The following is a 24,717-nucleotide window of genomic DNA, read 5'->3' as shown; positions in this document are numbered from 1 at the left end:
GCCAGCTCACCTCTCTGTTATTGGGGGTCTCGGATGTCGCACTTAGTTTGGCAATCCTTGGCGCCTAACAGTTCGTTCAAGCCGAACTTGTCCCGCTACGCGGGCCAAGTCGGCTTAACTCAGGTGTTAGTCAGCAGAACATGCTCATTCGCGACTTCATTTCAGGCGAGGAAACGGAACTTCGACGTGTATTCATGTCGTCCGTTCATACGCTCGCCTGCGACTTCTATACGAAAGAACAACTCAATGCCTGGGCACCTGCTGCTTACGACCAGGAGAAGTGGATAAGCAAGATCGCCGCCCTGCGTCCGTTCGTTGCAACAATTGGCGGTCGAGTAGCTGGCTACGCGGATCTCCAAGAGTCGGGCTACATTGATCACTTCTTCGTATCAGGAGATTTTCCTGGGCGAGGCATTGGAAGCGCACTTATGCAGCATATCCATGAAGTTGCGGCCAAGCGTGGGTTGTTGCAGCTATCTGCTCATGTGAGCCTCTCAGCAGAGACGTTCTTTACCAAGCATGGGTTCCTAATAGATGAGCGTCAGACGTTAGCTGTCATGGGCATTCCAATAGGCAACTCAAGAATGAGCAAGGCGCTGCTGGCTAACAATTCATTCAAGCCGAACCCGCTTCGCGGCTCGGCTTAACTCAGGCGTTAGGCATCGTGTACGCCATCTCAATCCTTCTCGTGCTGGTGCTTGGCACTTTGCTAGCCTGCCGTCGCAGGCGTCGCCAGAAGGCCGAATTGGCTCTTCGCTCTTTGTTTGAGCCAGGCAGAGACTTCATCGGGAAGGACATCAAATACATTGTCACCAAAGCAGGGCCGTGCACGTTCTTTGGCGGCATGGATCATGGTCGAGATGTTGCCCAATGGCAGGCAGGCGGCTGGTTGCCGAAGCTTGGTTCCAGAGTGGCATCTGCACTGACGTCCAGGTTCGCTGAGAGCGAAATCGCTATTGCCTATAACGCTGATAGAGGACATGTGTATGAGCACATGAAGCACGTGTCCTACTCGATGACCGCCGCCCCCTTTCGATAGGCGCTTGGCGCCAGCCCGACATGGCGCCGGAACGCCACGCTGAACGCACTGCTCGAGCCGTAGCCCACGCGCTCGGCGATCTCCGAAGCGCGCAGTTCGCCCTGGCGCAGCAATTGCCTGGCGATCTGCATGCGCCAGGCCAGCAGGTATTCCATCGGGGCGACGCCCACTGTCTGGGTGAAGCGTTCGAAGAAGCTGGAGCGCGACAGCGCGGCGGCACTGGCCAATTGCGCCACGGTCCACGGCCGGTCGATGTGCGTGTGCATCCGGGTCAGGGCCACGGCGAGGCGCTCGTCGCCCAGGCCCCTGAGCAGCCCCGGCGGTGCGTCGCCCGCGGTCGTGGCGCGCATCGCCTCGATCAGCAACAGTTCGACCAGCCGCGACAGCGCCGACTCGCTGCCCGGCCGGGGCTGCGTGGTTTCCTCGGCCACCATCGCCACCAGTTGCGACAGCCGCGCGGCGCCACGCACGTGCACCACCGGCGGCAGCAGCGAGACCAGCAGCACCGGGTCGGCGCTGGCGAACAGGAAGGCGCCGCCCAGCGAGCGCATGTCGGGGGCACCGCCAGCGTCGCCGTAGCGCACTTCGCTGCCGTCGCTGGGCAGGGCGTCGGCGTCCCATAGCACCGGCGCAGGCGGATCGTCGCTGGAAAGTGTGAAGGCCGGGGTGGCGGGCAGCAGGACGAAATCGCCGGCGCCGATGTCGAAGGACGGGTGGCCGTCGACGGCCAGCCGGCAGCCGCCTGCCAGCACGATGCAGAAGCTCGGCCTGCCGTATTCGGCATAGCGCACCGCCCAGCGGCCCTTGCCGCTGATGACATTGGCGAAGGCCGCCCGCGGGCGCAGCAGGCCGACGACTTGGGAAAGCGGATCGGCCATCTTCGGACTTCTGCTAAATAAATACGGACATTTGACTATCGATCATCCGATGATCCTGGCCCACGCTGGCCTCCCCGTCAAACCAACCAGGGAGTCACCCATGAAGACCGCACTGATCACCGGCTGCTCGTCCGGCTACGGCCTGGCCACCGCCCGCCACTTCCATGCGCAGGGCTGGCAGGTCGTCGCCACCATGCGCCGCCCCCGCGCCGGGCTGTTCGACGGCGCGGCCGGCATCCGCGTGCTGGCGCTCGACGTCACCGACACCGCCAGCATCGCCGAGGCGCTGGAGGCCGCAGGCCCGATCGACGTGCTGGTCAACAATGCCGGCCTCGGCCTGTTCGGCGCCTTCGAGGCGACGCCGATGGCCACCGTGCGCGAGATCTTCGAGACCAACACCTTCGGCACGATGGCGATGTGCCAGGCGGCCATTCCGCGCATGCGCGCACGCGGCGCGGGCACGATCGTCAACGTCACCTCCAGCGCCACACTGGCGCCGTTCCCGCTGGTCGCCGCGTACACCGCCAGCAAGACCGCGATCGAGGGCTTTACCGGATCGCTGGCGCTGGAGTTGGCCGAATTCGGCCTGCGCGCGAAGCTGGTCGAACCCGGCTACTGCCCTGGCACGCGCTTCGCCGACAACGGCGCCGAGCGCATGCGGGGGCTGGTGACCGAGCCCTACGCGCCATTCGCGCACAAGGTGTTCGAGGGCTTCTCGCAACTCGAGGCCGTTACCCAGCCGGGCGACGTGGCCGAAGCCGTGTGGCAGGCGGCGAGCGACGCCACCGGGCGCCTGCGCTTCGCGGCGGGCGCGGACGCGCTGGCGCTGGCGTAGACGCGCACAGAGGGGACGGAGGGAATTCACCGGGATGTGGTGGCCCAGTTCCCTCCGTCTCCGTTTCTGGGTGCCCGACGCTGCGGGCGCGGCTTCGACCATTCGATCCGGTGGAGCGGAGTGCCGAGCTGGTGCAAGCACGAAGCCCTCGGGTAGTCTCAGGGGCGCCGACAAGGAATCCAGATGACCATCGAAACCGAAGCTGATGTCATAGCGCTGCAGCGCATCGGAGGGATCGTCGCCTCCGTTCTCGGGGAAATGCTCGAAGCCGCCGAGCCGGGCATGACCACACGCGAGCTGGATGCGCTGGGCGGGCGGTTGCTGGCGCGGCACGGTGCGCATTCGGCGCCCAAGCTGGTCTACGACTTCCCGGGCTTCACTTGCATCAGCATCAACGAAGAGGCCGCACACGGCGTTCCCGGCGAGCGGGTGATCCGCCCTGGCGACGTGTTGAACGTCGACGTGTCCGCCGAGCTGGATGGCTACTTCGCCGACACCGGCAGCACGATCGTCGTGCCCCCGGCCAGCCCGCAGAAGACGCGCCTATGCCACGCGGCCCGCGCCGCCCTGACCCACGCCATGCAGCAGGCCCGCGCGGGCCGCCCCTTGAACGCGATCGGCGCCGCCATCCAGCGGACCGCCAAGCATCACGGCTTCAGGATCATCCGCAACCTCGGCAGCCACGGCGTCGGCCGCGCGCTGCATGAGGCGCCCGAGAACATTCCCGGCTACTTCGATCCAACCGACCAGCGCATCTTGCAGGACGGGATGGTCATCACCATCGAGCCGTTCCTATCGACCAGGAGCCGCCTGGTGAGCGAGGCCACCGACGGCTGGACGCTGGTGGGCGGGCGCGGCAACCTGTCGGCGCAATACGAACACACGATGATCATCACCAGCGGGGAGCCGATCGTCGTCACCCGCCACTGAATAGCGACCTGGACCAGTTAAAGGGGAAGATTCCAGTACAGAGGCGGAGGCACTCACGATGGGTCCGGCGCCTCAATTGTCTCCGGTGGTTCCCGTTCACAGGGCGAATCCCGATTGACGATGGTGTCGGATGGAAATGGCGTAGACGGTGTCGCCCTCGATGGCATACAGCACCAGGTAATCGCCGAGGAGATACTCGCGCACCTCGCCCGCAGCGCCCAGCCGCACGCGCACCTGTTCGTGCAACGCCCGCGCCTGCGCGGTGGCGGGACGACGCAGCATGAAATCACGGCCGATGCGCGGGTCCTCGCGCAGCAACGCAGGCAGGTGTTCCAGCACGATGTCGGCCAACTGCGACGCGGCGTCGGGCGCATCGCCATCCAGCAGGAAATCCAGCGCCTGCTGTAGCGTCGACTCGAACTGCTGCGTGAACCGAAAGCGCACGCCCCGCCTTCCGGCTATTTCGCCAGCCTGCGCGCCAACTTGCGCTTCAGTTCGGCAGGCGTGGTGGTGCGGCCCTCGCGCACGTCCTCCAGCCCCTTCACCGCATCGCCCAGCAGATCCTGGTGCAGCAGTTCGCGCTCCAGGCGGTGGTAGTAATCCAGCTTGCGCGCATCCACCAGGGCCACGTAGCCCTCGCCGTTGCGGGTGATGATCTTCTCGCGCCCCCCACGCACCTCCTCGGCCAGCGCGGTCAACGACGCCCGCACCTTGTTCAGCGGCACGATGTCTTCACTGGTGATGGTCATGACGGGCTCCAGACCACGGAAACGTTAACGGATACATTAATCTCGGGATGGACCGACTTCAAGCGTGTCGGTGCCAGACCAGCCGCCAGCACGCCCAAGCGAAGGCGGTTTGCGCCTGATCGACGTCATCGGCGTCTCGCCGCTCCGCGCGCTCCGGGCTCATCGGTACGGCCTCGGGCCGGTCCAGACCCTTTCCCCGCGCCGATAGACCTGCTGCACGGTGATGACTTCGCGCGCGTCGCCGATGTTCGCCATTTCCGGGTCGTTCGGCGCGAGTAGGCGGCACGGGCCGGATTCGCGCTTCAGCGCGGTTTCCAGCGGGCAGACCATGTACTGCCGCGTGCCCGGCAAGGGAAGGAAGAGTTCGGTCATGCCCTGGTCGCGCCAAGCGCGCAGGCGGGTCTCGCTGCGCAGGTCGTAGACGACCTGGTAGCCGCCCACCTCGAGGTTGGGTTCGGAGCCGGACGCGTTGTACCTGCGGCCGCTTTCGGCGGCGGGGCTGCGGGCCGGCCCCGCGTTCACCGGGGCGTGGTCTTCGACCAGCATGCCCGGCGGCTGTCCCCAGGTGGGCGAGCGGCGCTGGCTGGTCGGGGGCGGGCTTGTGGCGGGGGCCGGTGGGGCCGGGCGCTGCGCGGGCCGGGGGATGCGGGAAGGGGTCGGAGCATTTGAAGTGGCCGCCGTGTCGGCGGGCAGCGGGTCCTCGGCCTGCGCCACCTGCGTGGTCTGGATGCGCGGGGCTGCGGGGGCCGCCTCGGCGGGTTCGCTCGCGGGCGCGGTGTCGGGTGGCGTCAGCGTGGGTTCCGGCGGGCTCTCGCCGATGAAGTTCACCTCCACCCGACTGCCGCCGGCGGCGTCGCCTTGCGGCTTCGACATGGTGATCGGGGGCGACAGCATCGCGACGAGCAGGACCAGCAGATGCAGCAGCACGCTGCCGAGCGCGGCGATCCACGGCTGCAAGCGTTCGATTCGGTGGTTTGCCCCGGCACCCGCTCGGGTAGACGCCCGGCTCATGCCGCCGGGGGGGTGTTGGATGGCGCCGCGAACCTCCGCGCGAACGCCGCCACCGCATCGCGATTGCGCGCGGCCAGCCCGCGAAGCGCTTCGGAGCCGATGCGCCGGTCGCCGGCCACCTGCTCCCAGAAGGCGCCGGCGATCGCTGCCGCGCGCGCGATGTGGTCCCGTTGACCGGTACGCTCCGGGACGCCGGGCTCGACCGGCACCGCCGGGCGCACCACCCCCGCGCGGGAGGGCGCCAGGTACATCGGCAGCATGTCGTAGGCCGGCGTCAGCGTGAGCGGCCCTTCATCGACCAGGCGGAAGCCGAGGTTGCCCGGGTGCATGTCGCTGTTGCCGATCAGGCGGCCGAACCAGTACAGCACCGCCATGTGCGCTGCGGTGGCGTCGTCGATCCAGCGCAGCGCGGCCAGCTGTTCGCCGGCCTGGCTCCAGTCGCGGCCGTCGTCGCCGACGAATGCGCCGTTGAGTGCCAGCAGCGAGACGAAACCGCGGCGGCCGAGGCTGTCGGGCGTCCGGTCGAAGCGTTCCACCTCGAGGAACTGGTGGCCGCCGGTCTCGATCAGCTCGGCCTGGGCGGCGGGAATGCCGGCCGTGCGCAGGCACTGCAGCGCGAGGTGCTCGCACACCAGCAGGTCGATCCGGCGCCGCGCTGCCGGGTCGTCGCCGGCAACGGCGAACTTCACCAGCGCGGCGTAGCGCCCGCCGGTGGTGGCGACGGTGGCGGTGAACTTGGGCTGCTCGCCGCCGGGCGACGACCCGATTTCTTCGCCGGCAAGCGCGGCCTCGGCCCACTGCGGATAGCGGGCGGCGCGGTTACCGGCCGCCACGGCGTCGGAGGGCGCGTCCAGATCCGCCAGGGCCTGCTCGACGGCGCGGCTGCCCAGCAGCAGGTCGCCGATGGCGGTGCCGCCGGTGAGGGTCATGGCGAGCAGGTTGTCGCGCAGCTGCCAGCGGTTGAGATCCACCGGCACGCCCAGCCGCGGGCCGCGCCGATGGGCCAGGCTGCGACCGAGGAAGCCCTGGGGCCGCAGGTCATCCAGGAACCAGGGCAGGCCGGGGAAGTGGCCCGGCACGCCTTCGACCGGCCGGGTGAGGTTCGGCCGCTCGCCTTCGGGCAGGAACTGGAACCGCTCGCCGCGCAGCAGGTACAGGGTGCCCAACTCCTCCAGGGTGGCGTCCGGCCGCATCCGCCACAGCGGCCAGGCGCCGCCGGCATCGGTGCTGGCGCGCGCGACGTAGGCCGTGGCCCGCGCCCGTCCGGTCCGCAGCACCTGGTCGCCGGCTTCCCTGACCAGGCGCGAGAGCACGGGCCGGGTCACGCCCAACGCCTGGAGCAGGCGGGACGCAGGCACCGCCTCGCCGCTGATGAGCAAGGCCATCAGGTCGGCGACAGTGGCGGAGGGCGGACGGGGCACGGAAGCTTCTGTTTCTTTACGATTAAAAGACGATACTGCGAACCTTGGGTGCCGTCAATCGCCCAAGCCATGCGCTTCTATGAGGAGAGTCGCCCTTGTTTCTTTACGTTTTTGAAACGAGCAACTTAAGGGGCGGAGGAATTAACTTGGATACGCCCCCTTAATTACGTACGTCCCCCCCTTGTGGCGTGCTCACGATAGAACATCCCCATTGACACATTTCGATAATTAGCTAATCATCGCAATATGAGCCAGGTGTTCAAAGCCCTTTCCGATCCCACCCGCCGGCGGGTGCTCCAGCTCCTGCGCGACGGGCCGATGAGCGCGGGCGAGCTGAGCGACCGGTTCGACGTGTCCAAGCCGACGATGTCGGCGCACTTCGCCGTGCTGAAGGAGGCCGACCTGGTGCACGCCGAGAAGGCCGGCAAGTCCGTCATCTACCACCTGAAGCTCTCGGTGCTCGAGGAAGCGCTGCTGGGCTTCGTCCACTCCGTCGGCGTGGGCGCAAAAGCGCCGAAACCGGAGAACAAGAAGGAGGTTCCGCGGTGAACAGAGAATTGATCGGATACTTCGCCTGGGCCCTCGGCATCGTCGCCGTGGCGCTCGGCGCGAGTTACGCGCGCAAGCTGGGCTACATCGACGGCGAGACGACCACCCGGGTAGTGATCGGCCTCAACGGGCTCATGATCGCCTGGATGGGCAACCGGATGCCCAAGGCCGTCGCCCCAAGCGCCAGGATCCGCCAGGTCAAGCGGGTGGGGGGCTGGTCCATGGTGCTGAGTGGACTCGTCTATGCCGGACTCTGGGCGTTCGCTCCGATCCCGGTGGCGAAAGTGGTCGGGTCCGGCGCGGTCATCATCGGGATCGCGGTGACGTTCGGCTATTGCCTGTCGCTGCGGGCCAAGGCGAAAGCCACCTGATTTCCGGTTCGTCGGGGTGTGCCTGGCGACCTCGCTCCATCGGCGCATGCAGCGCCCGGGTGTCGAGGAAGATAGTGGTGTCAGGGACGAATGGCGCTTACTTGAGCTGCTTCGCCCAATTGCGGGAGACCACAGTCATGCGCCGCTGCTTCGTAGGAGCGCGCCATGCGCGCGATGCCGGTGACGTCTCCGGTCCCGATCGTCGGCGGTCCCGCCGCGAACCGGAAGGCGCGCCGGTAGACGGAATCGCATGGCGGCACAGTGCCCGCGGCATCGCGCGCATGGCGCGCTCCTACGGATCTCCGGCCGTGTGCCTGAACCGCCCGGTTGATGCCTTGCATGCCCACGCAAATAGGCAAAAGGACCTTAAGTAAGTGCCATCCGGTCAAACATAAACAAGGCTGGGTTGAAACGGTGGCGTAAAAAGCAAAGGAGATTCAGTGGGGCTACAAAAGTAGAGTGCGGCGTAAAGGGCGGCTTGAGAGGTTGAAGTAGTGCACAGGGCGCCTTGTCGGGTGTCGCCTGACATTCATTCAAGCTGACGCCGTTTCGCGGCGGGGATAAACTCAGGCGCGAGGCCAACTCACTGGAAGGAACCCATGAACAGCAACATCCTCGATCGAATCTCGGACGGGCGCACCGATCTGGTGTTCGAATACGTTTCGGATGGGCACCCTGCGGCCTCCACGGATCGAAACGGCGTGCACCTCATCAGTTGGTGTGCGTACTACGGCGATGTCAGCGCGATACGGTTCCTGCTCGAGAAGGGCGAATCCCTGCAATCACTAGGCGAGAACATTGGCCTGAACGAGGCCGCATTTCACGGCCACTGGCCTCTATGCCAGTTCTTGATCGAGAACGGCGCAGATGTGAATCATCCGCTACCCGCCACCGAAGAAACGCCCCTGCACGCAGCGCTGTGCAAAGCCAATCGGCCCGCCTACGATCTCGTCTTGAGGGTTCTTCTGGCAAATGGTGCAAATCCAAACCGTGCGACCAGGCCTGGCGTCGAAACTGGCGGGTTCATGCGAGATTGCAGAACCAAGGCTGAAACGCCACTCCACCGCGCAGCTGCTTTTGGTAGCGAAATGGCCGTCGATCTGCTTATCGAAGCAGGTGCGCTCATCGATGCGAAGGACATGAACGGAGACTCTCCGCTTGCTTGGGCCAGCTGGCACTTGCGCCCGGATTCCATCCTCAGGAAGCTTTGCTATGGAGAACATTCTATCCATCCTGCGCGAAACTCGACCTACGATCACGGCACCGGCTGGAGCGTGATGGGTGTTGGTAGGCCCCATCTCTAGGATCGCGCGTTATGAGCCGTCCTTCGCTTTCGCGCGACAATGGAGAGGCGAGGATGTCCGTGACGGACTAGATGGCAAAGATCGCTTCAAGGGCCATTGCCCCACATCGCCGCAATTTGAAGGAGCAAATCACATGCCCGTGATTACGCACAATCCAGCTGGCCTGTTCCCGCAGTATCGCTGCTACAGCCATGCCACCGAGATCCGTGGCGACTCGAGGCTCTTGATCATCAGTGGCCTCAATGGCTATTTGGCCGACGGCACGACCATGCCGGACTCGTTTGAGGAACAAGCTGAGATCATCTGGGGCCACATTCGCACGCTGCTTCAATCGGCTGATATGGACCTGGGCAATCTCGTCTCCCTCCGCACTTATCTCGCCGACCCGATGTACGATGAGGCCAACGTGCAGATGCGGATCAAGCATCTAGGCGCCCATGAGCCGTCCTTGACTGTCATCTGCTGTCGGTTGCTGGATCCCAAATGGAAGCTTGAGATCGAGGCAATGGCCGCTGCATAGCAGTCCGGTTCGTTCGCCCCGAAGACGCTTCGCGGCTCGGCTTGAATTGGGCGTTGGCGGCCCATCCCTGGCTGAGAATGTCGCACCTGGCGGAACGCCCCTTGAAGAAACGACGGCTCATGTCGCTACTCGGTCGGATCGCGCTTTGCACGTTCGGCGCCGTCGCGATCCTGGTGGTCGCCGGTATCGTCTTCTTCTTTGCGACGCTCTACAGGGCCGGGGCCGCGCAGGAGGGAGATCTGGCCCTGGTCGGCGCCACCGTGCTGGTCGGCGAGGGCTTGGAACCCCATAGGAACGGCACCGTCCTGATCCGGGAGGGCGCGATCGTCCAGGTCGGAGACGCCGAGGACGTCGATGTCCCGCCGGAGGCGACCGTCCTGGACGTGAGCGGGTACACCCTCATGCCCGGCCTGATCGATCTCCACGTCCACCTCGGATCGCCGGCGCTCGAGGCGGACCAACGGCCGGGCGCGATGATGTTCCCGAGGCTGGTCGCCGACTGGATGCGCTTCTTCCCCGGCAGGCGGCGGGCCTTGCTGGAACATGGTGTGACCACGGTCCGGAGCCTCGGCGACGAAACCGAATGGGTGTTGGAATTTCGCCAATCGATCCGGGATGGCGAACTCGAAGGGCCGAACATCTTCGCCGCCGGCCCCATCTTCACGACGCCGGGGGGGCATCCCGTGGCGACCTTCGGGGTCGAGCCCGACTCGGGCGTCGTCCGGCTCCCGTCCACCGCAGAAGCGGCCCGGGCCGCCGTGCGCGAACTCGCCGGCGGTGACCGGGGTGTCGATCTCATCAAGGTCGTCCAGGAGCGAGGGCGGCCCGAATACCCCCTGGAACCGATCAGGCTCGAAGTGCTTCGCGCGATCGTCTCCGAGGCGCACCGACATGGCCTTCCCGTTATCGCGCATTGGGGCACGCTCGAAGACCTCGAGGACGTGCTCGATGCCGGTGTCGACGGGCTGGAGCACCTGGAGGCCCGGGGTGTGCTGGGGGGCTGGCCCCCGCAGATCCTGGACGAACTGGTGGGGCGTGACATGCCGATCTCGCCCACGTTGACCGTCATGGCGGTGGTCATTCCACCCGAGATCCTGCGGCAGTTGCAGCGAAGGGTCGGCGAATATCGTGCGGCCGGCGGTCGCGTGACCGTCGGGAGCGACGCGGGGATGCCGGGGGTCCCCTTCGGAGCCGGTGTTCATCGAGAGCTGGAACTCCTGGTGGGTAGCGGGCTCACGACTCGCGATGCGCTGAAGGGGGCGACCAGCGAGGCGGCCAAGGTCCTGCGGTCCGACCGGATCGGCGCCATCGCCAATGGACGTGCCGCCGACCTGGTGGCGGTGGCCGGGGACCCGCTCCGCGATATCACGGCGGTCCGGAGCGTGGTCATGGTCTTCCGGGATGGCAGGCTGGTGGTCGATCGTCGGCGTCGGTAAACCGTAAACCCGTGGGGTCGCCGGATCGGTTGCCTAACTCACGCGGCAGCGGACTCGGTCCGTCGCCGCGGCTTCTGGGGATATAGGCTTGTTCTCGGCAGGAATGATGTCAGGGACGAAGGGCACTTGCTTGAGCTGCTTCGCCCGATTGCGGGAGACCACAGTCGTGCGCCTCTGCTTCGTAGGAGCGCGCCATGCGCGCGATGCCGGCGACGTCTCCGGTCCCGGTCATCGGCGGTCCGGCCGCGAACCGGAGGGGGCGGCGGCAGCCGGAATTACATGGCGGCACAATGCCCGCGGCATCGCGCGCATGGCGCGCTCCTACGGATCTTCGGCCGTGTGCCTGGGCCGCCCGGCCGATCCATCAAGACGGCCTTGTCGTGGTCCAGAAGTCCTGGATGCCATCGAATGCGATACCCCAAACGGTCGAGGTCGCTTATGAAAGTTCAACGAATTGTCGCCAACATCGAGAACGTCGATATCGCTGACGCAGATGCGTTCTATCGTGATGTCCTGGGTCTTGAAGTGGTCATGGACCACGGGTGGATTCGCACCTACAGCTCCGGCGCAAAAATGTCTGTGCAAGTCAGCTTTGCTACGGAGGGTGGCTCGGGCACGCCCGTGCCACATCTCTCGATCGAGGTGGATGATCTGTCGGAAGCCCTGCGAAGAGTCGAAGATGCGGGCATTCCTGTCGAATATGGACCCAAGAGCGAGCCATGGGGTGTTCGTCGGTTCTATGTTCGGGACCCGTTTGGCAAGCTCGTCAACATCCTGCAGCATGAGTAGGCGATTCCCTTGTCCGATCCTGGAACTGCCGCTGCCCGGCGGGCTGCCAGTTGCTCTGTTATTCGCTGCGGCAAACGCCTCGACCGCACGCGGGGATTGGTAGCAGTCATGGCCACGTCAAAGACCACAATCGCCGTGCTCTTGGGGTCCACGGCGTTCGCCGTGTTCTCGCTCGTGTCCGGTGCCCCGTACCTCGAGGCGCGGCTGCCTGGCGGTTTGCCCATCGGCAATGTGCTGGCCGCGCTGGGCCTCTGTTCGCTGGCGGGCGCCGCGGTCGCGCTCAGTCCTCGCGGCTCCGTCGTCCGGGGGTTCTCATGGGTCTCGCTGGCGCTGGCCATTGCGTGGCTTCCCGTTTCCATTGCCCTGGCCGGGAACCTGGAGCTGACGTTCGGTGGCGGGCGTGGCACGTTGTGGATCACGGTCACCTTGGCGACCGCCTTCGCCGGAGTGGCCTGCCTGGGTTGGGCGCTGGCCTGGTCGCTGTGGAAGGCCGTTTCATCTTCGGGTGCGAGCTGACGGTCATCAGGCCCAAGCGCGTCGCGGTACGATTCACGCATCAGCTTCTTCTAAGAACCAAACGACGATGACCATCCGGGAATCCGACTGGAAAGTCTTCAAGAGGCTGCGGGCAATCGCGCTAGAGCGGCTGTCGCAGCGAATCCTGGACGAGTGCCGGGAGATCTGTGCAAGAGAAGGTGCCACGGCCCATGAACGCTACGGTGAGTTGTACGGATTGATCCGTGAGCGCAATCGGGAGATGGCGCAAGCTTTCGATGGTTTCAGCCGTTCCGATGCTGTTTTGCAGCTTCGATTGATCCGGGCGCACGACTTGTTGACGGAGGCCGAAATGGCCGAGTTCAGCGAGGAGACGCGGAGGATGGCCGACGTCACGATCTAGCGAACGCGCGCATTGCGCTGCGTTCGGGGCCGCGAAGCGGCGCGAGGGAGCTTCGTCGTGGCGCGGGAGGCCTGATCTTGGGTGCTCGAGTTCGTTGTCGTGCCCGTGTTCAAGCCGCGCCGGCATCGCGCGCATGGCGCGCTCCTACGAAAAACCGGCGCCCATATGCGTGGCGGACGCGCCGCCGCCCGTAGGAGCGCGCCATGCGCGCGATGCCGCGGGCATTTCACCGCCTGCGAATTCCGGTGACCGGCGTGCCTGCCGGTCCTGAGTCGCGGCATCCACCGGATCCTGCCGGCACCCGCGGTATCGCGCGCATGGCGCGCTCCTACGGAGGGCGGCGCGATCATGTTCAACAGGGGTTTGCGGCAAGCGCAGTCAGGAGCGTTTGGCGCGGGCGAAGGCGTCGGCCAGGGCGCTGTTGGACGGGGCGGGCTGCGGTTTGCCGCTTCCCTTGCCGGCGTGCTGAGCGCGGTCCGGGCGCGGGCCGCGGTTGCGCGCATCGCGTTCGCCGCCGCGCTGCGGGCGTGGGGCGGCTTCGCCGACGGGGTCGTCGAGGCGGCGGGTCAGGGCGATGCGCTTGCGGGCGACGTCGACCTCCAGCACCTTGACCTTGACGATGTCGCCGGCCTTGACCACCTCGCGCGGGTCCTTGACGAACCGGTCCGACAGCGCGGAGATGTGGACCAGGCCGTCCTGGTGCACGCCGATGTCGACGAAGGCGCCGAACGCGGCGACGTTGCTGACCACGCCCTCGAGAATCATCCCCGGTTCGAGATCCTTGATGTCCTCCACGCCCTCGGCGAAGGTCGCGGCCTTGAACTCGGGGCGCGGATCGCGGCCGGGTTTCTCCAGTTCCCCGAGGATGTCGCGCACCGTCGGCAGGCCGAAGCGTTCGTCGGTGAACTGCTCGGGCCGCAGCGTGCGCACGAACGAGGCGTCGCCGACGATCTGCTTCACCTCGCGGCCGCAGGCCTGCACGATGCGCTCGATCACCGGATAGGCCTCCGGGTGCACGGCGGAGGCGTCGAGCGGCTCGTCGCCGTCGGCGATGCGCAGGAAGCCGGCGCATTGCTCGAAGGTCTTGTCGCCCAGGCGCGGCACCTTCAGCAGGTCGCGGCGGCGCTTGAACGGGCCGTTGGCGTCGCGGTGCACGACGATGTTCTCGGCCACCGACGGCGACAAGCCGGCCACGCGCGCCAGCAGCGGCGCCGAGGCGGTGTTGACGTGCACGCCGACGGCGTTCACGCAGTCCTCCACCTTGGCCTCGAGCGCGCGCGCCATGCGGAACTGGTCGACGTCGTGCTGGTACTGGCCGACGCCGATCGACTTCGGCTCGATCTTGACCAGCTCGGCCAGCGGGTCCTGTAGCCGGCGCGCGATCGACACCGCGCCGCGCAGCGAGACGTCGAGGTTCGGGAACTCGCGCGCGGCCAGTTCCGAGGCCGAGTACACCGAGGCGCCGGCCTCGCTGACGACGAGCTTCTGCAGTTTCAGTTCCGGGTGGCGCCGGATCAGCTCGCCGGCCAGCTTGTCGGTCTCGCGGCTGGCGGTGCCGTTGCCGATGGCGACCAGTTCGACGCCATGTTCGCGGCACAGCTTGGCCAGCGCATGCAGCGACGCCTCCCACTGCCGCCGCGGCTCGTGCGGGTAGATGGTGTCGGTGGCGACCAGCTTGCCGGTGGCGTCGACCACGGCGACTTTGACGCCGGTGCGCAGGCCCGGGTCGAGCCCCAGCACCGCGCGCGGGCCGGCCGGCGCCGCCAGCAGCAGGTCCTCGAGGTTGTTGCCGAACACCGCGATCGCCTCGGCCTCTGCCTTCTCGCGCGCCTGGTTGAACAGGTCGATCAGCAGGTGCAGGTGCAGGCGGGCGCGCCAAGCCAGGCGACAGGCGTTGCGCAGCCAGGCGTCGGCGGGGCGGCCGCGGTCGGCGATGCCGGCGTGAAGCGCGATGCGCCCTTCGGCGTAGGCATTGCCGGACTCGGGATCGGTGCCCGGGTCCAGTTCCAGTTGCAGGAATTCCTCGCGGCGGGCGCGGAACAAGGCCAGCAGGCGGTGCGAGGGGATCTTTGCCAGCGCTTCGGCGTGGTCGAAGTAGTCGCGGAACTTTGCGCCGGCCGCTTCCTTGCCTTCGACCACGCTGGCGCGGATCACGCCGTGGGCCTCCAGCCAGGCGCGCAGCTCGCCGAGCAGCGTCGCGTCCTCGCCCCAGCGCTCCATCAGGATCGCGCGCGCGCCTTCCAGCGCCGCCTTGGCGTCGGCCACGCCCTTGTCGGCATCGACGAAACCGGCGGCGTAATCCTCCGGCACCCGGGTCGGGTCTTCGAGCAGGCCGTCGGCCAGCGGTTCCAGCCCGGCCTCGCGCGCGATCTGCGCGCGGGTGCGGCGTTTGGGCTTGTACGGCAGGTACAGGTCTTCCAGCCGCGCCTTGCTGTCGGCGGTCTCGATCTCGGCGCGCAACTCGTCGGTCAGCTTGCCCTGTTCGCCGATGCTGGCCAGGATCGTCGCGCGGCGGTCTTCCAGCTCGCGCAGGTAGGCCAGCCGCGTCTCCAGGTTGCGCAGCTGGGTATCGTCCAGTCCGCCGGTCGCCTCTTTGCGGTAGCGGGCGACGAACGGCACCGTGGCGCCGCCGTCGAGCAGGGCGATGGCGGCTTCGGCCTGTGCGGGCTGGGCGCCGATCTCGTCGGCGATGGCGTGGGCGATCTTGCGCGCGAGCGCGGGTGTGGAATCGTGCATCGTGTCCGTCGGCGTGCGGCCGTTCGCCGCGGAGCGGGGATTGTGGCAATGCGACGGGGCCGGCGGTAGCCGTTGACAGCCGCGGCCGGATCGCGATGGGTTGGCCGCGACGCCGTAGGAGCGCGCCATGCGCGCGATGCCGCGGGCATTTCACCGCCCGTGAATTCCGGTGACCGGCGCGCCTGCCGGTCCGGAATCGCGGCATCCATCGGATCCTGCCGACACCCGCGGTATCGCGCGCATGGCGCGCTCCTACGGAGGTTTAGAACGGCCGCGCCACTTCATCGCTGTCGTGGCGCCGCCGCCACGGCAGCGGGATGCCGAGCAGCATCAATGCTGCCCACGCCAGTCGGCTCGATCGCGACTCCCGGTACGGAGCGCGCAGCTCCGTGCCGGGAACCACGGGGACGGTCTCGTCCTCCAGTGCATAGGCGCCGTCGTCGAGCGCCTGCAGGACGCGCCGCGCGTGCATGGCCTGCTCTTCCGGCACCCGCAGCTTGACGCCGCCGATCGCCAGCCGCCATTCCCAGTTGGCCAACGCGCTGTGCTCGTCGCCCAGGTGCACCTCGATGCCCTCGGCCGCGAGCAGGCCGCGCGCGATCTGCGCCTCGATCGGGTCGGTGTAGCTGGCGACGATGACGAGCATGGGAAGGGCCGTTCGGTGGGACGGGACGCGCGCGCGGGCAGGGATCGCCGACGCAGGTTACGCTTGCGGGATGAACGCTGTCACGCCGTCTCGAATCCGCCGTTTCGCGCCGTTGGCCGCGCTGCTCCTGCTCCTGGCGGGCTGCGGCGGCGATCGCGATACCGCCCCTGGAATCGCGGCTGCCGGCGGCGACCCGGCGCTGCCGAGCCAGATCCTCGACTGGCCGTTGCCGGCCGTCACGCCGGGCACGACGGCGCCGGACCTGGTGCTGGCGCCGGACGGACGCGTGCTGCTGTCCTGGCTCGACTCGCGGCCCGGACGCCGCCACCTGTTCCGCTTCAGCGCCTGGGACCCGGTGCAGCAGCGCTGGCAGACCCGGTCGGTGACGATCGCCATCGGCAGCCGCATGTTCGTCAACTGGGCCGATACCCCGCACATCCTCGCCACCGCCGACGGCGCGCTGTGGGCGCACTGGCTGCAGAAGACCGCCGACGCGCCCTACGCCTACGACGTGGTGCTGACCCGCTCGCAGGACGGCGGCGCCAACTGGGCGCCGCCGATCACGCCGCACGACGACGGCACCCCGACCGAGCACGGTTTCGTGTCGCTATGGCCACAGGGCCGCGACCTGCTCGGCATCGCCTGGCTCGACGGCCGCAACACCGGCGGCGACGAGCATGCCGGCCACGGCGCGCACGGCGGCTCGATGATGCTGCGCTCGGCGCTGTTCGACCGCGATTTGCAGCCGGTGCAGGAGGCCACCGTCGACACCCGCACCTGCGAATGCTGCAAGACCGACGTGGCGATGACCGATCGCGGCGCGCTGCTGGTCTACCGCGGCCGCACCGGCGAGGAGATCCGCGACATCCTCGCTACCCGCCTGGACGGCAATGTGTGGACCGCGCCCAGGCGGGTGCATGCCGACGACTGGACGATGCCGGCCTGCCCGGTCAACGGCCCCGACCTCGCCGCGCGCGGCAGCGAGGCGGTGGTGGCCTGGTACACCGCGGCCGGCGACGAGCCGCAGGTCAAGCTGGCGCGCAGCAGCGATGCCGGCGACAGCTTCGGCGAACCGCTGGTGCTCGATCGCGGCGATGTGGTGCAGGGGCGCGTTGCGATCGCGCTCGACGCGCAGCAGGTGCGGGTGCTGTGGCTGCGCGAGGACGGCGACGGCCAGTCGCTCTGGCTCGCCCGCTATGCGCCCGACCTGTCGCGCGAGTTCGAGCGCATCGAGCTGGCGAAGCTGCAGGGCCGCGGCCGCGCCACCGGCTTCCCGAAGCTGGTGGTGCACGGCGGCGTGTCCCACGTGGTCTGGACCGACCTGCTCGACGGCCAGCCGCAACTGCGTGGCGTGCGGATCGTCGGCGCCGCGGCCGACTGAGCGGCCCGGCGCGACCAGCACCCGGCCTCTCTTGTAGAGCGGTGCTTGCTCCGCTGCCTCGCCGGCTGGAAGCCATCTCTTGCAAGAGCTATCTGCCACGTATCGACGCGGATGAACGCAGATAAGCGTTCAAGTGAATGCAAAGCGACTTCTCGCATCCTCACCGGCAGCTTATCCGTGTTGATCCGCGTCTATCCGCGGCTAAAAATGCTTTTTGAGACGAGCGCCAGACAAGCCCGGTTCCGCATGCAGGTGTGAATGCAGTCCAGGCGCATGCTGTGCGAGGCTTGTGCCCCCCGTCGCTGTCGGAGCAAAACGCATGGACTTGGGCATGATCGGACTCGGTCGCATGGGCGCGAACATGGCCGAACGGCTGTTGCGCGGGGGCCATCGTGTGGCCGGCTTCGACCCGGGCGAGGCGGCGCGCACCGCGGCGGCCGCGCGCGGGGTCGAGGTGGCGACGTCGCTGCCGGAGCTGGTCGCGCTGCTGCCGGCGCCGCGGGCACTGTGGCTGATGGTGCCGGCGGGCCGGATCGTCGACGACACGATCGCCGCGCTGCGTCCGCTGCTCGCGCCCGGCGACGTGGTGATCGACGGCGGCAACAGCTTCTATCGCGACAGCCAGCGCCGTGCGGCGCTGCTGGCCGAGGACGGCCTCGGCTGGCTCGACGTCGGCACCAGCGGCGGCATCTGGGGACTGGACGAAGGCTACAGCCTGACCATCGGCGGCGATGCCGCGCTGGCGCAGCGGCTGGCGCCGCTGTTCCGGGCGCTGGCCCCGGCACCGGAACGCGGCTGGGGGCACGTCGGCCCCGCCGGGGCCGGTCATTTCGCCAAGATGGTGCACAACGGCATCGAGTACGGCCTGATGCAGGCCTACGCCGAAGGCTTCGCGATCCTGCAGCGCAAGCAGGATCTCGGCTTCGATCTCGCCCAGGTTGCCGACATCTGGCGCGAGGGCAGCGTGGTGCGGTCGTGGTTGCTCGACCTGACCGCCGATGCGTTGCGCGGCAATCCGGGGCTCGACGGCATCGCGCCGTTCGTGGCCGATTCGGGCGAGGGCCGCTGGACCGTGGCCGAGGCCATCGACCTGAACGTCGCCGCGCCGGTGATCACCCAGGCGTTGCTCGAGCGCCTGCGCTCGCGCGACGACGATGCCTTCGCCGACAAGCTGCTGGCGGCGCTGCGCGACGCCTTCGGCGGGCACGGCGTCAAGCGCGACTAGGGGCCCGTCGCACGCACTGTTCCGGCGGATCGTCTGCTTCTCCGGCCGTGCGCCTTGCCGCGATCGCCTGACGCCCGGCTGTTGCGATCGTGGAACGCAGCACCCCGGTGCCCGGGGCCAGGATTCCGGAGACGGCGACGGCCGAATCGCGTAACGTCTGGCGCTGGCCACATGCCTCCGGATCGCCGACATGCCCGAGTCGTCCCAGCTGCTCGCCTTCGCGCTGATCTCGCTCGGCATGGTGCTCACGCCCGGGCCGAACATGGTCTACCTGATCTCGCGTTCGATCAGCCAGGGCGCGAGCGCCGGGCTGATCTCGCTCGCCGGCGTCGCGCTCGGTTTCGTGTTCTACATGGTCTGCGCCGCACTCGGGATCACCGCGCTGGTGATGGCGGTGCCGTACGCCTACGACGCGCTGCGGCTGGCCGGCGCCGCCTATCTGCTGTACCTGGCGTGGCAGGCGGTGAAACCCGGCGGGCGTTCACCATTCCAGGTGCGCGACCTGCCGAAGGACGGCCCGCGCAAGCTGTTCCTGATGGGCCTGCTGACCAACCTGCTGAACCCGAAGGCCGCGGTGCTGTACCTGTCGCTGCTGCCGCAGTTCATCAGCCCCGAGCACGGCAACGTGCTGATGCAGTCGCTGCTGCTGGGCAGTGCGCAGATCGCGATCAGCGTGATGGTCAACGCGCTGATCGCGATCCTGGCCGGGTCGATTGCCGCTTTCCTGGTGGCGCGGCCGCTGTGGCTGGCGGCGCAGCGCTGGCTGATGGGCACGGTGCTGGCCGCGTTCGCGGTGAAGATGGCGAGCGAGGCGCGGCGCTGAGCAGACATGCCGCGGCCGCGATGGTGTCTGGTGGCGGTTCTGCCGGGGCTGGATGCGCATTCGTAGGAGCGCGCCATGCGCGCGATGCCGCGGGTGCCGGCAGGATCTGGTGTAGGCCGCGATCCTGGACCGGCAGGCGCGCTGGTCGCCGGAATTCGCGGGCGGTGAAATGCCCGCGGCATCGCGCGCATGGCGCGCTCCTACGATGAATCCGGGTTGCTATGTCGCCACGGGCGGTGTGGGCGCCATCGTCACCGCCGCGCCGCGTTCGGCGCTGTCGCGTGCCGCCTCCAGCACACGCATCACCGCGAGCGCCTGCGGCGCGGTGACCGGGGGCGGCGTGCCCCCCACGATCGCGTCGCGGATGCCGGCGTAATAGTCGCGGTAGTCGCCGGGCACGCTCGCGGTCGTTTCCCGGCGCAGGGTTTCGCCGTCGGCGCGCACCAGTTCGCCCGGTAGCGGGTCGTGGTCCCAGCCCGCCGAACCCGGCGCGATGCCGGCGCGCAGCCGGTCCTCCTGCGGGTCCAGCCCGTGCTTGATCCAGCTGCCGGCGGCGCCGTGCGCGGCGAAGCGCAGGCCGTTGGCGGCGACCAGGGTCGAGGCGTGCAGCACCACCCGCCGCCGCGGCCAGCGCAGTGTCACCTGGAACCAGTCGTCGACCTGCGCGCCGTCGCGCATCAGGGCCAGGTCGGCCTGCACCGCGTCGGGCATGCCGAACAGCTGCAGCGCCTGGTCGACCAGGTGCGGGCCGAGGTCGAACCACAGCCCGGCGCCCGGCCCCGGGCGCTCGCGCCAGCGGTCCGGCACCTGCGGGCGGAAGCGGTCGAAATGCGAGTGCAGCTCGACGATCGCGCCCAGCGCGCCGTCGTCGATCAGCTTGCGCAGGGTGAGGAATTCGGTATCCCAGCGCCGGTTCTGGAACACGCTGACCAGGCGCCCGGCGCGGTCGGCCGCGGCGACGACGGCCTGCGCCTCGGCGACGGTGACGGTGAACGGCTTGTCGACCACCACGTGCCGCCCGGCCGCGAGCGCCGCCAGCGCCAGCGGCGCGTGGGTGCGGTTGGGACTGGCCAGCACCACGAGGTCGACGGCATCGTCGTTGAACGCGGCCTCCGGGTCGACCCGCACGCGCACGTCGGGGAAGTCCGCCCGCACCTTGGCGGCATCGCCCGACACCACCGTATGCAGCCGCAGCCCGGGCGTATGCGCGACCAAGGGCGCATGGAACACCTTGCCGACGAACCCGTAGCCGACCAGGGCCACGTTCAGCGGCGTCACCGGCACGCCACCGGCCGGCGGAATCGCGGTCGAGGCAACGGGATCGGCATGGCACGCTCCTGCAGTTTTCGGTCCAGTCCGATTATGCGGCGTCGCCCGGCAAGGCGCTGCGATGCCGGGCATGAAGTCACGGTGCCGTCCCGCACGCGCTAGCGCGTGCCGCGCTGGGCGACAGTCGGCCGCTCCATCGCCAGGAAAACCGGATATGCACAGCCAGCTTCTTCGCCGCATGGCCTTCAGCACGATCCTGCTCGCCGCCACGGCGCCGCCGGCGTTCGCGCAGGCCGCCGATCCGTCGCAGTGCGCGCGTATCGACGACGTCGATGTCCCGCACGAGGTGCGGATCGACCCGGACCAGGTCGTTTTCGGCGCTCGTGATGCGGCCGTCGCCGTGCGCGCGGATGCGATCGTCTTCGATGGGCGGCAGGTGGCGCAGGCCGACCCTGCCTACTACGCCGACCTGCGGCGTTTCCTCGGCGAAGCCGACCGCACGGCGCGCGAGATCAAGCCGCTGGCGGCATTGTTTCGCGGCCGCGGTGCGGAAGTCGCCGAAGCCGCGACCCGCATGTGCGGGGCGATTCTGGCACTGGCAGAGTCCACGGGCCGGGTGGAGGCGACCGTGCCGGGATTCGAGTCGCCGGTGCGCATCCGGTTGAAATGAACCCCGGACGCGCCCGCGCGATCACCACTCGAACAGCTTGAAATAGGTCTGCGGCGGATCGTCGATGTCGCTGTCGAGGCTGCCGTCGCCGTCGCGGTCGTAGAGGTAGTACGTCGGCCCGCGCGCCGGCTTCACCTGCACCACCCGCAGCTGTCCGCCGACCCGGTATTCGGTGATGACGTCGCCGTTGGGCTCGGTGCGGGTGGCCTCGACCGCGTCGGCCGGGATCTCCGGCCCCAGGCTTTCGGTGGTGGCGCAGGCGGCGAGCAACAACAGCGGGACCAGCAGCAGGAACTTCATCATGGACTCCATGGCATTCGTGGGCTTCGGGCGTGTCGCATTCGCGTTCGATTATGCGCCGGGCCGCGGCGAACGCGCCGTGACCGCGATTGGACGAAGCGGCGTCGGCGCCGGCACGGCGGTAGAATCGAGCGATGCCACGCCTAGTCCTGATCGACGGGTCCTCGTACCTGTATCGCGCCTTCCATGCGCTGCCGCCGCTGACCAACGCCCAGGGCGAGCCCACCGGCGCGCTGTTCGGCGTGGTCAACATGCTGCGCGCCACCCTCAACGAGAAGCCCGACTACGTCGCCTTCGTGGTCGACGCGCCGGGCAAGACCTTCCGCGACGACATCTATCCCGAATACAAGGCCAATCGCCCGCCGATGCCGGACGAGCTGCGCGCCCAGGTGCAGCCGATGTGCGACATCGTCGAGGCGCTGGGCATCAGCATCCTGAGCGAGCCCGGGGTCGAGGCCGACGACGTGATCGGCACCCTGGCGCTGGCGGCGGCGCAGGACGGCATCGAGGTCACCGTGTCCACCAGCGACAAGGACTTCGCCCAGCTGGTGCAGCCGCGGATCGCGCTGGTCAACACCATGAGCGGCAGCCGGCTGGACAGCGAGGCCGCAGTGATCGACAAGTTCGGCGTGCGTCCGACGCAGATCATCGACCTGCTGGCGCTGATGGGCGACACCGTCGACAACGTGCGCGGCGTCGACAAGTGCGGCCCCAAGACCGCGGCCAAGTGGCTGGGCGAGTACGAATCGCTGGACGGCGTGATCGCCAACGCCGACGCGATCAAGGGCAAGATCGGCGACAACCTGCGCGTCGCGCTGCCGCGCCTGCCGCTCAATCGCGATCTGGTGACGATCAAGACCGATGTCGCCATGGCGCGCGGCCCGCGGCAGCTGCAGCTGCGCGAGCGCGACGCCGACACGCTGCGCACGCTGTATACCCGCTACGGCTTCACCCAGGCGCTGCGCGATCTGGACGGCGCCGCGGCCGCGCCGCCGGTGGCCGGCGAGGCGCGGCGGATCGGCGTGCGCGGCACCGAGGCCGGCTATGCGCGGCCGGCGGCGAGCGCGGACGGCACCGCCGACCCGGCGCTGGCGGTCGCCGGCGAGTACGAGGCGATCCTCGAGCGCGCGCAGCTCGATGCCTGGATCGAGCGCCTGCGCGACGCCGGCGAGTTCGCCTTCGACACCGAGACCGATTCGCTCGACCCGATGCGCGCCAACCTGGTTGGCATGAGCTTCAGCGTCGAGCCCGGCCGCGCCGCCTACCTGCCGCTGGCGCACGACTACGGCGGCGCGCCGCCCCAGCTCGACCACGACGAGGCGCTGGCGGCGCTGCGGCCACTGTTCGAGGACGCGGGCAAGAAGAAGCTCGGCCACCACGGCAAGTACGACCTGCACGTGCTGCGCCGGCACGGCGTCGAGGTGCAAGGCTATGCCGACGACAGCATGCTCGAGAGCTTCGTCTACAACGCCACCGCCAGCCGCCACGACATGGACTCGCTGGCGCTGCGCTACCTCGGCTACACCACCGTCAAGTACGCCGACGTCGCCGGCAAGGGCGCCAAGGCGATCGCGTTCTCGCAGGTCGCGATCGACGACGCCACCCGCTACGCCGCCGAGGACGCCGACGTCACCCTGCGCCTGCACCGGCTGCTGGCGCCGAAGCTGGCCGAGGTGCCGTCGCTCGAGCGCGTCTACCGCGAGATCGAGGTCCCGCTGGTGCCGGTGCTGGCGCGGATCGAGGCCAACGGCGTGCGCATCGACGGCGACGAGCTGCGTCGGCAGACCGCCGACCTGTCGCGGCGCATGCTCGCCGCGCAGCAGAAGGCGACCGAACTGGCCGGCCGCACCTTCAACCTCGACTCGCCCAAGCAGCTGCAGGCGCTGCTGTTCGACGAACTCAAGCTGCCGGCGGTGCTGAAGACGCCCAAGGGCCAGCCCAGCACCAATGAAGAAGCGCTGGAGGCGATCGCCGACCGGCACGAGCTGCCGCGGGTGATCCTGGAATACCGTGCGCTGGCCAAGCTGCGCAGCACCTATACCGAAAAACTGGCCGATATCGTCAATCCCGAGACCGGCCGCGTGCACACCAGCTTCCACCAGGCCGGCGCCGCCACCGGACGCCTGGCCTCCAGCGACCCCAACCTGCAGAACATCCCGATCCGCACCGAGGACGGCCGCCGCATCCGCCGCGCCTTCATCGCCGACCCGGGCAACAAGATCGTCGCCTGCGACTACTCGCAGATCGAGCTGCGGATCATGGCGCACCTGTCGCAGGACGACGGGCTGCTCAAGGCGTTCGCCTCCGGCGCCGACATCCACCGCGCCACAGCGGCCGAGGTGTTCGGGCGGGCGATGGATCAGGTGACGCCGAACGAGCGCCGCGCCGCCAAGGCGATCAACTTCGGCCTGATGTACGGCATGAGCGCGTTCGGCCTGGCGCGCAATCTCGGCATCGGCCGCGGCGAGGCGCAGGACTACATCGCGCTGTACTTCTCGCGCTATCCGGGCGTGCGCGACTTCATGGAGCGCACCCGGCAGCAGGCGCGCGACCAGGGCTACGTCGAGACCGTATTCGGCCGCCGGCTGTACCTGGAGAACATCGCCGCCCGCAACCAGGGCCTGCGCGCCGGCGCCGAGCGCGCCGCGATCAACGCGCCGATGCAGGGCACCGCCGCCGACATCATCAAGCGCGCGATGATCGCGATCGACGCCTGGCTGCAGACTCAGGCCGGCGCCGCCCGGATGATCCTGCAGGTGCACGACGAACTGGTGTTCGAGGTGCGGGCGGACTTCGTCGACACCCTGCTGGCCGAGGTGGTGCCGCGGATGACCGGCGCCGCCGAACTGCGGGTACCGCTGGCGGTCGACAGCGGCGTCGGCGAGGACTGGGACCAGGCGCACTGACCGCCCGTGCCGGCGGGCGCCCGGCCTTCCT

General features: G+C 68.4%; 25 protein-coding genes. 16 read left to right on the top strand and 9 right to left on the bottom strand.

The window, feature by feature from the left end; all coding sequences use genetic code 11:
- Window positions 1-140: 140 nt before the first annotated feature.
- Window positions 141-647, top strand: a complete 507-nt coding sequence (locus FXO19_RS12495) for a GNAT family N-acetyltransferase (protein WP_149195431.1) — start codon at window positions 141-143, stop codon at window positions 645-647.
- Between the two features lie 361 nt (window positions 648-1,008).
- Here FXO19_RS12495 and FXO19_RS12490 read toward each other — a convergent pair whose 3' ends face one another.
- A complete protein-coding gene (locus FXO19_RS12490; RefSeq protein ID WP_187775767.1) occupies window positions 1,009-1,917 on the bottom strand; it encodes an AraC family transcriptional regulator in 909 nt (302 codons plus the stop codon).
- A gap of 100 nt (window positions 1,918-2,017) precedes the next feature.
- On the opposite strand from FXO19_RS12490, the gene FXO19_RS12485 reads away from it, so the two are divergent.
- Both FXO19_RS12485 and map read left to right on the top strand, forming a co-directional pair.
- The gene (locus FXO19_RS12485) at window positions 2,018-2,752 is read left to right on the top strand and encodes an SDR family oxidoreductase (RefSeq protein WP_149195429.1); all 735 of its coding nucleotides are present in this window, start codon (window positions 2,018-2,020) and stop codon (window positions 2,750-2,752) included.
- A gap of 183 nt (window positions 2,753-2,935) precedes the next feature.
- Complete coding sequence (gene map / locus FXO19_RS12480) at window positions 2,936-3,682, top strand: type I methionyl aminopeptidase (protein ID WP_149195428.1); 747 nt, start codon at window positions 2,936-2,938, stop codon at window positions 3,680-3,682.
- A gap of 96 nt (window positions 3,683-3,778) precedes the next feature.
- On the opposite strand, the gene FXO19_RS12475 is transcribed toward map, so the two are convergent.
- The 4 genes from FXO19_RS12475 to yjjJ all read right to left on the bottom strand — a co-directional run bounded on the left by FXO19_RS12475 (window position 3,779) and on the right by yjjJ (window position 6,863).
- Window positions 3,779-4,126 carry a type II toxin-antitoxin system RelE/ParE family toxin gene (locus FXO19_RS12475; protein ID WP_187775766.1) on the bottom strand — a complete coding sequence of 116 codons (348 nt, stop codon included), beginning with the start codon at window positions 4,124-4,126 and terminating at the stop codon, window positions 3,779-3,781.
- A 14-nt stretch (window positions 4,127-4,140) separates the two neighbouring features.
- Window positions 4,141-4,431 (bottom strand): type II toxin-antitoxin system Phd/YefM family antitoxin, encoded by a 291-nt coding sequence (locus tag FXO19_RS12470; RefSeq protein ID WP_149195426.1) that lies wholly within the window; start codon window positions 4,429-4,431, stop codon window positions 4,141-4,143.
- A 159-nt stretch (window positions 4,432-4,590) separates the two neighbouring features.
- Window positions 4,591-5,388, bottom strand: coding sequence for a type II toxin-antitoxin system RelE/ParE family toxin (locus tag FXO19_RS12465; RefSeq protein ID WP_255516398.1), 798 nt, complete (start codon window positions 5,386-5,388; stop codon window positions 4,591-4,593).
- Window positions 5,389-5,438: 50 nt separating this feature from the next.
- Window positions 5,439-6,863, bottom strand: a complete 1,425-nt coding sequence (gene yjjJ, locus FXO19_RS12460) for a type II toxin-antitoxin system HipA family toxin YjjJ (protein ID WP_255516397.1) — start codon at window positions 6,861-6,863, stop codon at window positions 5,439-5,441.
- 246 nt (window positions 6,864-7,109) lie between these two features.
- Between yjjJ and FXO19_RS12455 the strand changes: the two genes are divergently transcribed.
- The 8 genes from FXO19_RS12455 to FXO19_RS12420 all read left to right on the top strand — a co-directional run bounded on the left by FXO19_RS12455 (window position 7,110) and on the right by FXO19_RS12420 (window position 12,730).
- Window positions 7,110-7,412 (top strand): autorepressor SdpR family transcription factor, encoded by a 303-nt coding sequence (locus FXO19_RS12455; RefSeq protein WP_149195424.1) that lies wholly within the window; start codon window positions 7,110-7,112, stop codon window positions 7,410-7,412.
- Window positions 7,409-7,783: an ammonium transporter gene (locus FXO19_RS12450; RefSeq protein WP_187775765.1), complete on the top strand. Its 375-nt coding sequence runs from the start codon at window positions 7,409-7,411 to the stop codon at window positions 7,781-7,783. The genes FXO19_RS12455 and FXO19_RS12450 overlap by 4 nt, the downstream gene beginning before the upstream one ends.
- Window positions 7,784-8,382: 599 nt before the next feature.
- Window positions 8,383-9,087, top strand: a complete 705-nt coding sequence (locus FXO19_RS12445) for an ankyrin repeat domain-containing protein (protein WP_149195423.1) — start codon at window positions 8,383-8,385, stop codon at window positions 9,085-9,087.
- Between the two features lie 133 nt (window positions 9,088-9,220).
- Complete coding sequence (locus FXO19_RS12440; RefSeq protein ID WP_149195422.1) at window positions 9,221-9,607, top strand: RidA family protein; 387 nt, start codon at window positions 9,221-9,223, stop codon at window positions 9,605-9,607.
- Window positions 9,608-9,708: 101 nt separating this feature from the next.
- Window positions 9,709-11,043, top strand: coding sequence for an amidohydrolase family protein (locus FXO19_RS12435; protein ID WP_223115498.1), 1,335 nt, complete (start codon window positions 9,709-9,711; stop codon window positions 11,041-11,043).
- Window positions 11,044-11,481: 438 nt separating this feature from the next.
- On the top strand, window positions 11,482-11,832 hold the full coding sequence (locus FXO19_RS12430; protein ID WP_149195421.1) for a VOC family protein: 351 nt from the start codon (window positions 11,482-11,484) through the stop codon (window positions 11,830-11,832).
- Window positions 11,833-11,940: 108 nt separating this feature from the next.
- Window positions 11,941-12,348: a hypothetical protein gene (locus tag FXO19_RS12425; RefSeq protein ID WP_149195420.1), complete on the top strand. Its 408-nt coding sequence runs from the start codon at window positions 11,941-11,943 to the stop codon at window positions 12,346-12,348.
- A gap of 67 nt (window positions 12,349-12,415) precedes the next feature.
- Window positions 12,416-12,730, top strand: a complete 315-nt coding sequence (locus tag FXO19_RS12420) for a peptide ABC transporter substrate-binding protein (protein WP_149195419.1) — start codon at window positions 12,416-12,418, stop codon at window positions 12,728-12,730.
- A gap of 378 nt (window positions 12,731-13,108) precedes the next feature.
- On the opposite strand, the gene FXO19_RS12415 is transcribed toward FXO19_RS12420, so the two are convergent.
- Window positions 13,109-15,466, bottom strand: coding sequence for a Tex family protein (locus FXO19_RS12415; RefSeq protein WP_149195418.1), 2,358 nt, complete (start codon window positions 15,464-15,466; stop codon window positions 13,109-13,111).
- 262 nt (window positions 15,467-15,728) lie between these two features.
- Complete coding sequence (locus FXO19_RS12410; protein ID WP_149195417.1) at window positions 15,729-16,112, bottom strand: putative signal transducing protein; 384 nt, start codon at window positions 16,110-16,112, stop codon at window positions 15,729-15,731.
- 70 nt (window positions 16,113-16,182) lie between these two features.
- Here FXO19_RS12410 and FXO19_RS12405 point away from each other — a divergent pair, with 70 nt between their 5' ends.
- The 3 genes from FXO19_RS12405 to FXO19_RS12395 all read left to right on the top strand — a co-directional run bounded on the left by FXO19_RS12405 (window position 16,183) and on the right by FXO19_RS12395 (window position 19,541).
- Window positions 16,183-17,493, top strand: a complete 1,311-nt coding sequence (locus tag FXO19_RS12405; protein ID WP_149195416.1) for a sialidase family protein — start codon at window positions 16,183-16,185, stop codon at window positions 17,491-17,493.
- 319 nt (window positions 17,494-17,812) lie between these two features.
- Window positions 17,813-18,718 carry a phosphogluconate dehydrogenase (NAD(+)-dependent, decarboxylating) gene (gnd, locus tag FXO19_RS12400; protein ID WP_149195415.1) on the top strand — a complete coding sequence of 302 codons (906 nt, stop codon included), beginning with the start codon at window positions 17,813-17,815 and terminating at the stop codon, window positions 18,716-18,718.
- Window positions 18,719-18,908: 190 nt separating this feature from the next.
- Window positions 18,909-19,541, top strand: a complete 633-nt coding sequence (locus FXO19_RS12395; protein ID WP_149195414.1) for a LysE family translocator — start codon at window positions 18,909-18,911, stop codon at window positions 19,539-19,541.
- 219 nt (window positions 19,542-19,760) lie between these two features.
- On the opposite strand, the gene FXO19_RS12390 is transcribed toward FXO19_RS12395, so the two are convergent.
- The gene (locus tag FXO19_RS12390; protein WP_425481470.1) at window positions 19,761-20,819 is read right to left on the bottom strand and encodes an oxidoreductase; all 1,059 of its coding nucleotides are present in this window, start codon (window positions 20,817-20,819) and stop codon (window positions 19,761-19,763) included.
- A gap of 112 nt (window positions 20,820-20,931) precedes the next feature.
- Here FXO19_RS12390 and FXO19_RS12385 point away from each other — a divergent pair, with 112 nt between their 5' ends.
- A complete protein-coding gene (locus tag FXO19_RS12385; RefSeq protein ID WP_149195412.1) occupies window positions 20,932-21,480 on the top strand; it encodes a hypothetical protein in 549 nt (182 codons plus the stop codon).
- A gap of 21 nt (window positions 21,481-21,501) precedes the next feature.
- Here FXO19_RS12385 and FXO19_RS12380 read toward each other — a convergent pair whose 3' ends face one another.
- Window positions 21,502-21,780, bottom strand: a complete 279-nt coding sequence (locus FXO19_RS12380; protein ID WP_149195411.1) for a DUF2782 domain-containing protein — start codon at window positions 21,778-21,780, stop codon at window positions 21,502-21,504.
- Between the two features lie 134 nt (window positions 21,781-21,914).
- Between FXO19_RS12380 and polA the strand changes: the two genes are divergently transcribed.
- A complete protein-coding gene (polA, locus tag FXO19_RS12375; protein ID WP_149195410.1) occupies window positions 21,915-24,686 on the top strand; it encodes a DNA polymerase I in 2,772 nt (923 codons plus the stop codon).
- Window positions 24,687-24,717 lie beyond the last annotated feature (31 nt).

This window comes from Luteimonas suaedae (genome assembly GCF_008312895.1).
In the GTDB taxonomy this organism is placed as follows: Bacteria; Pseudomonadota; Gammaproteobacteria; order Xanthomonadales; family Xanthomonadaceae; genus Luteimonas; species Luteimonas suaedae.
This window is presented reverse-complemented; position numbering and strand designations above follow the sequence as displayed.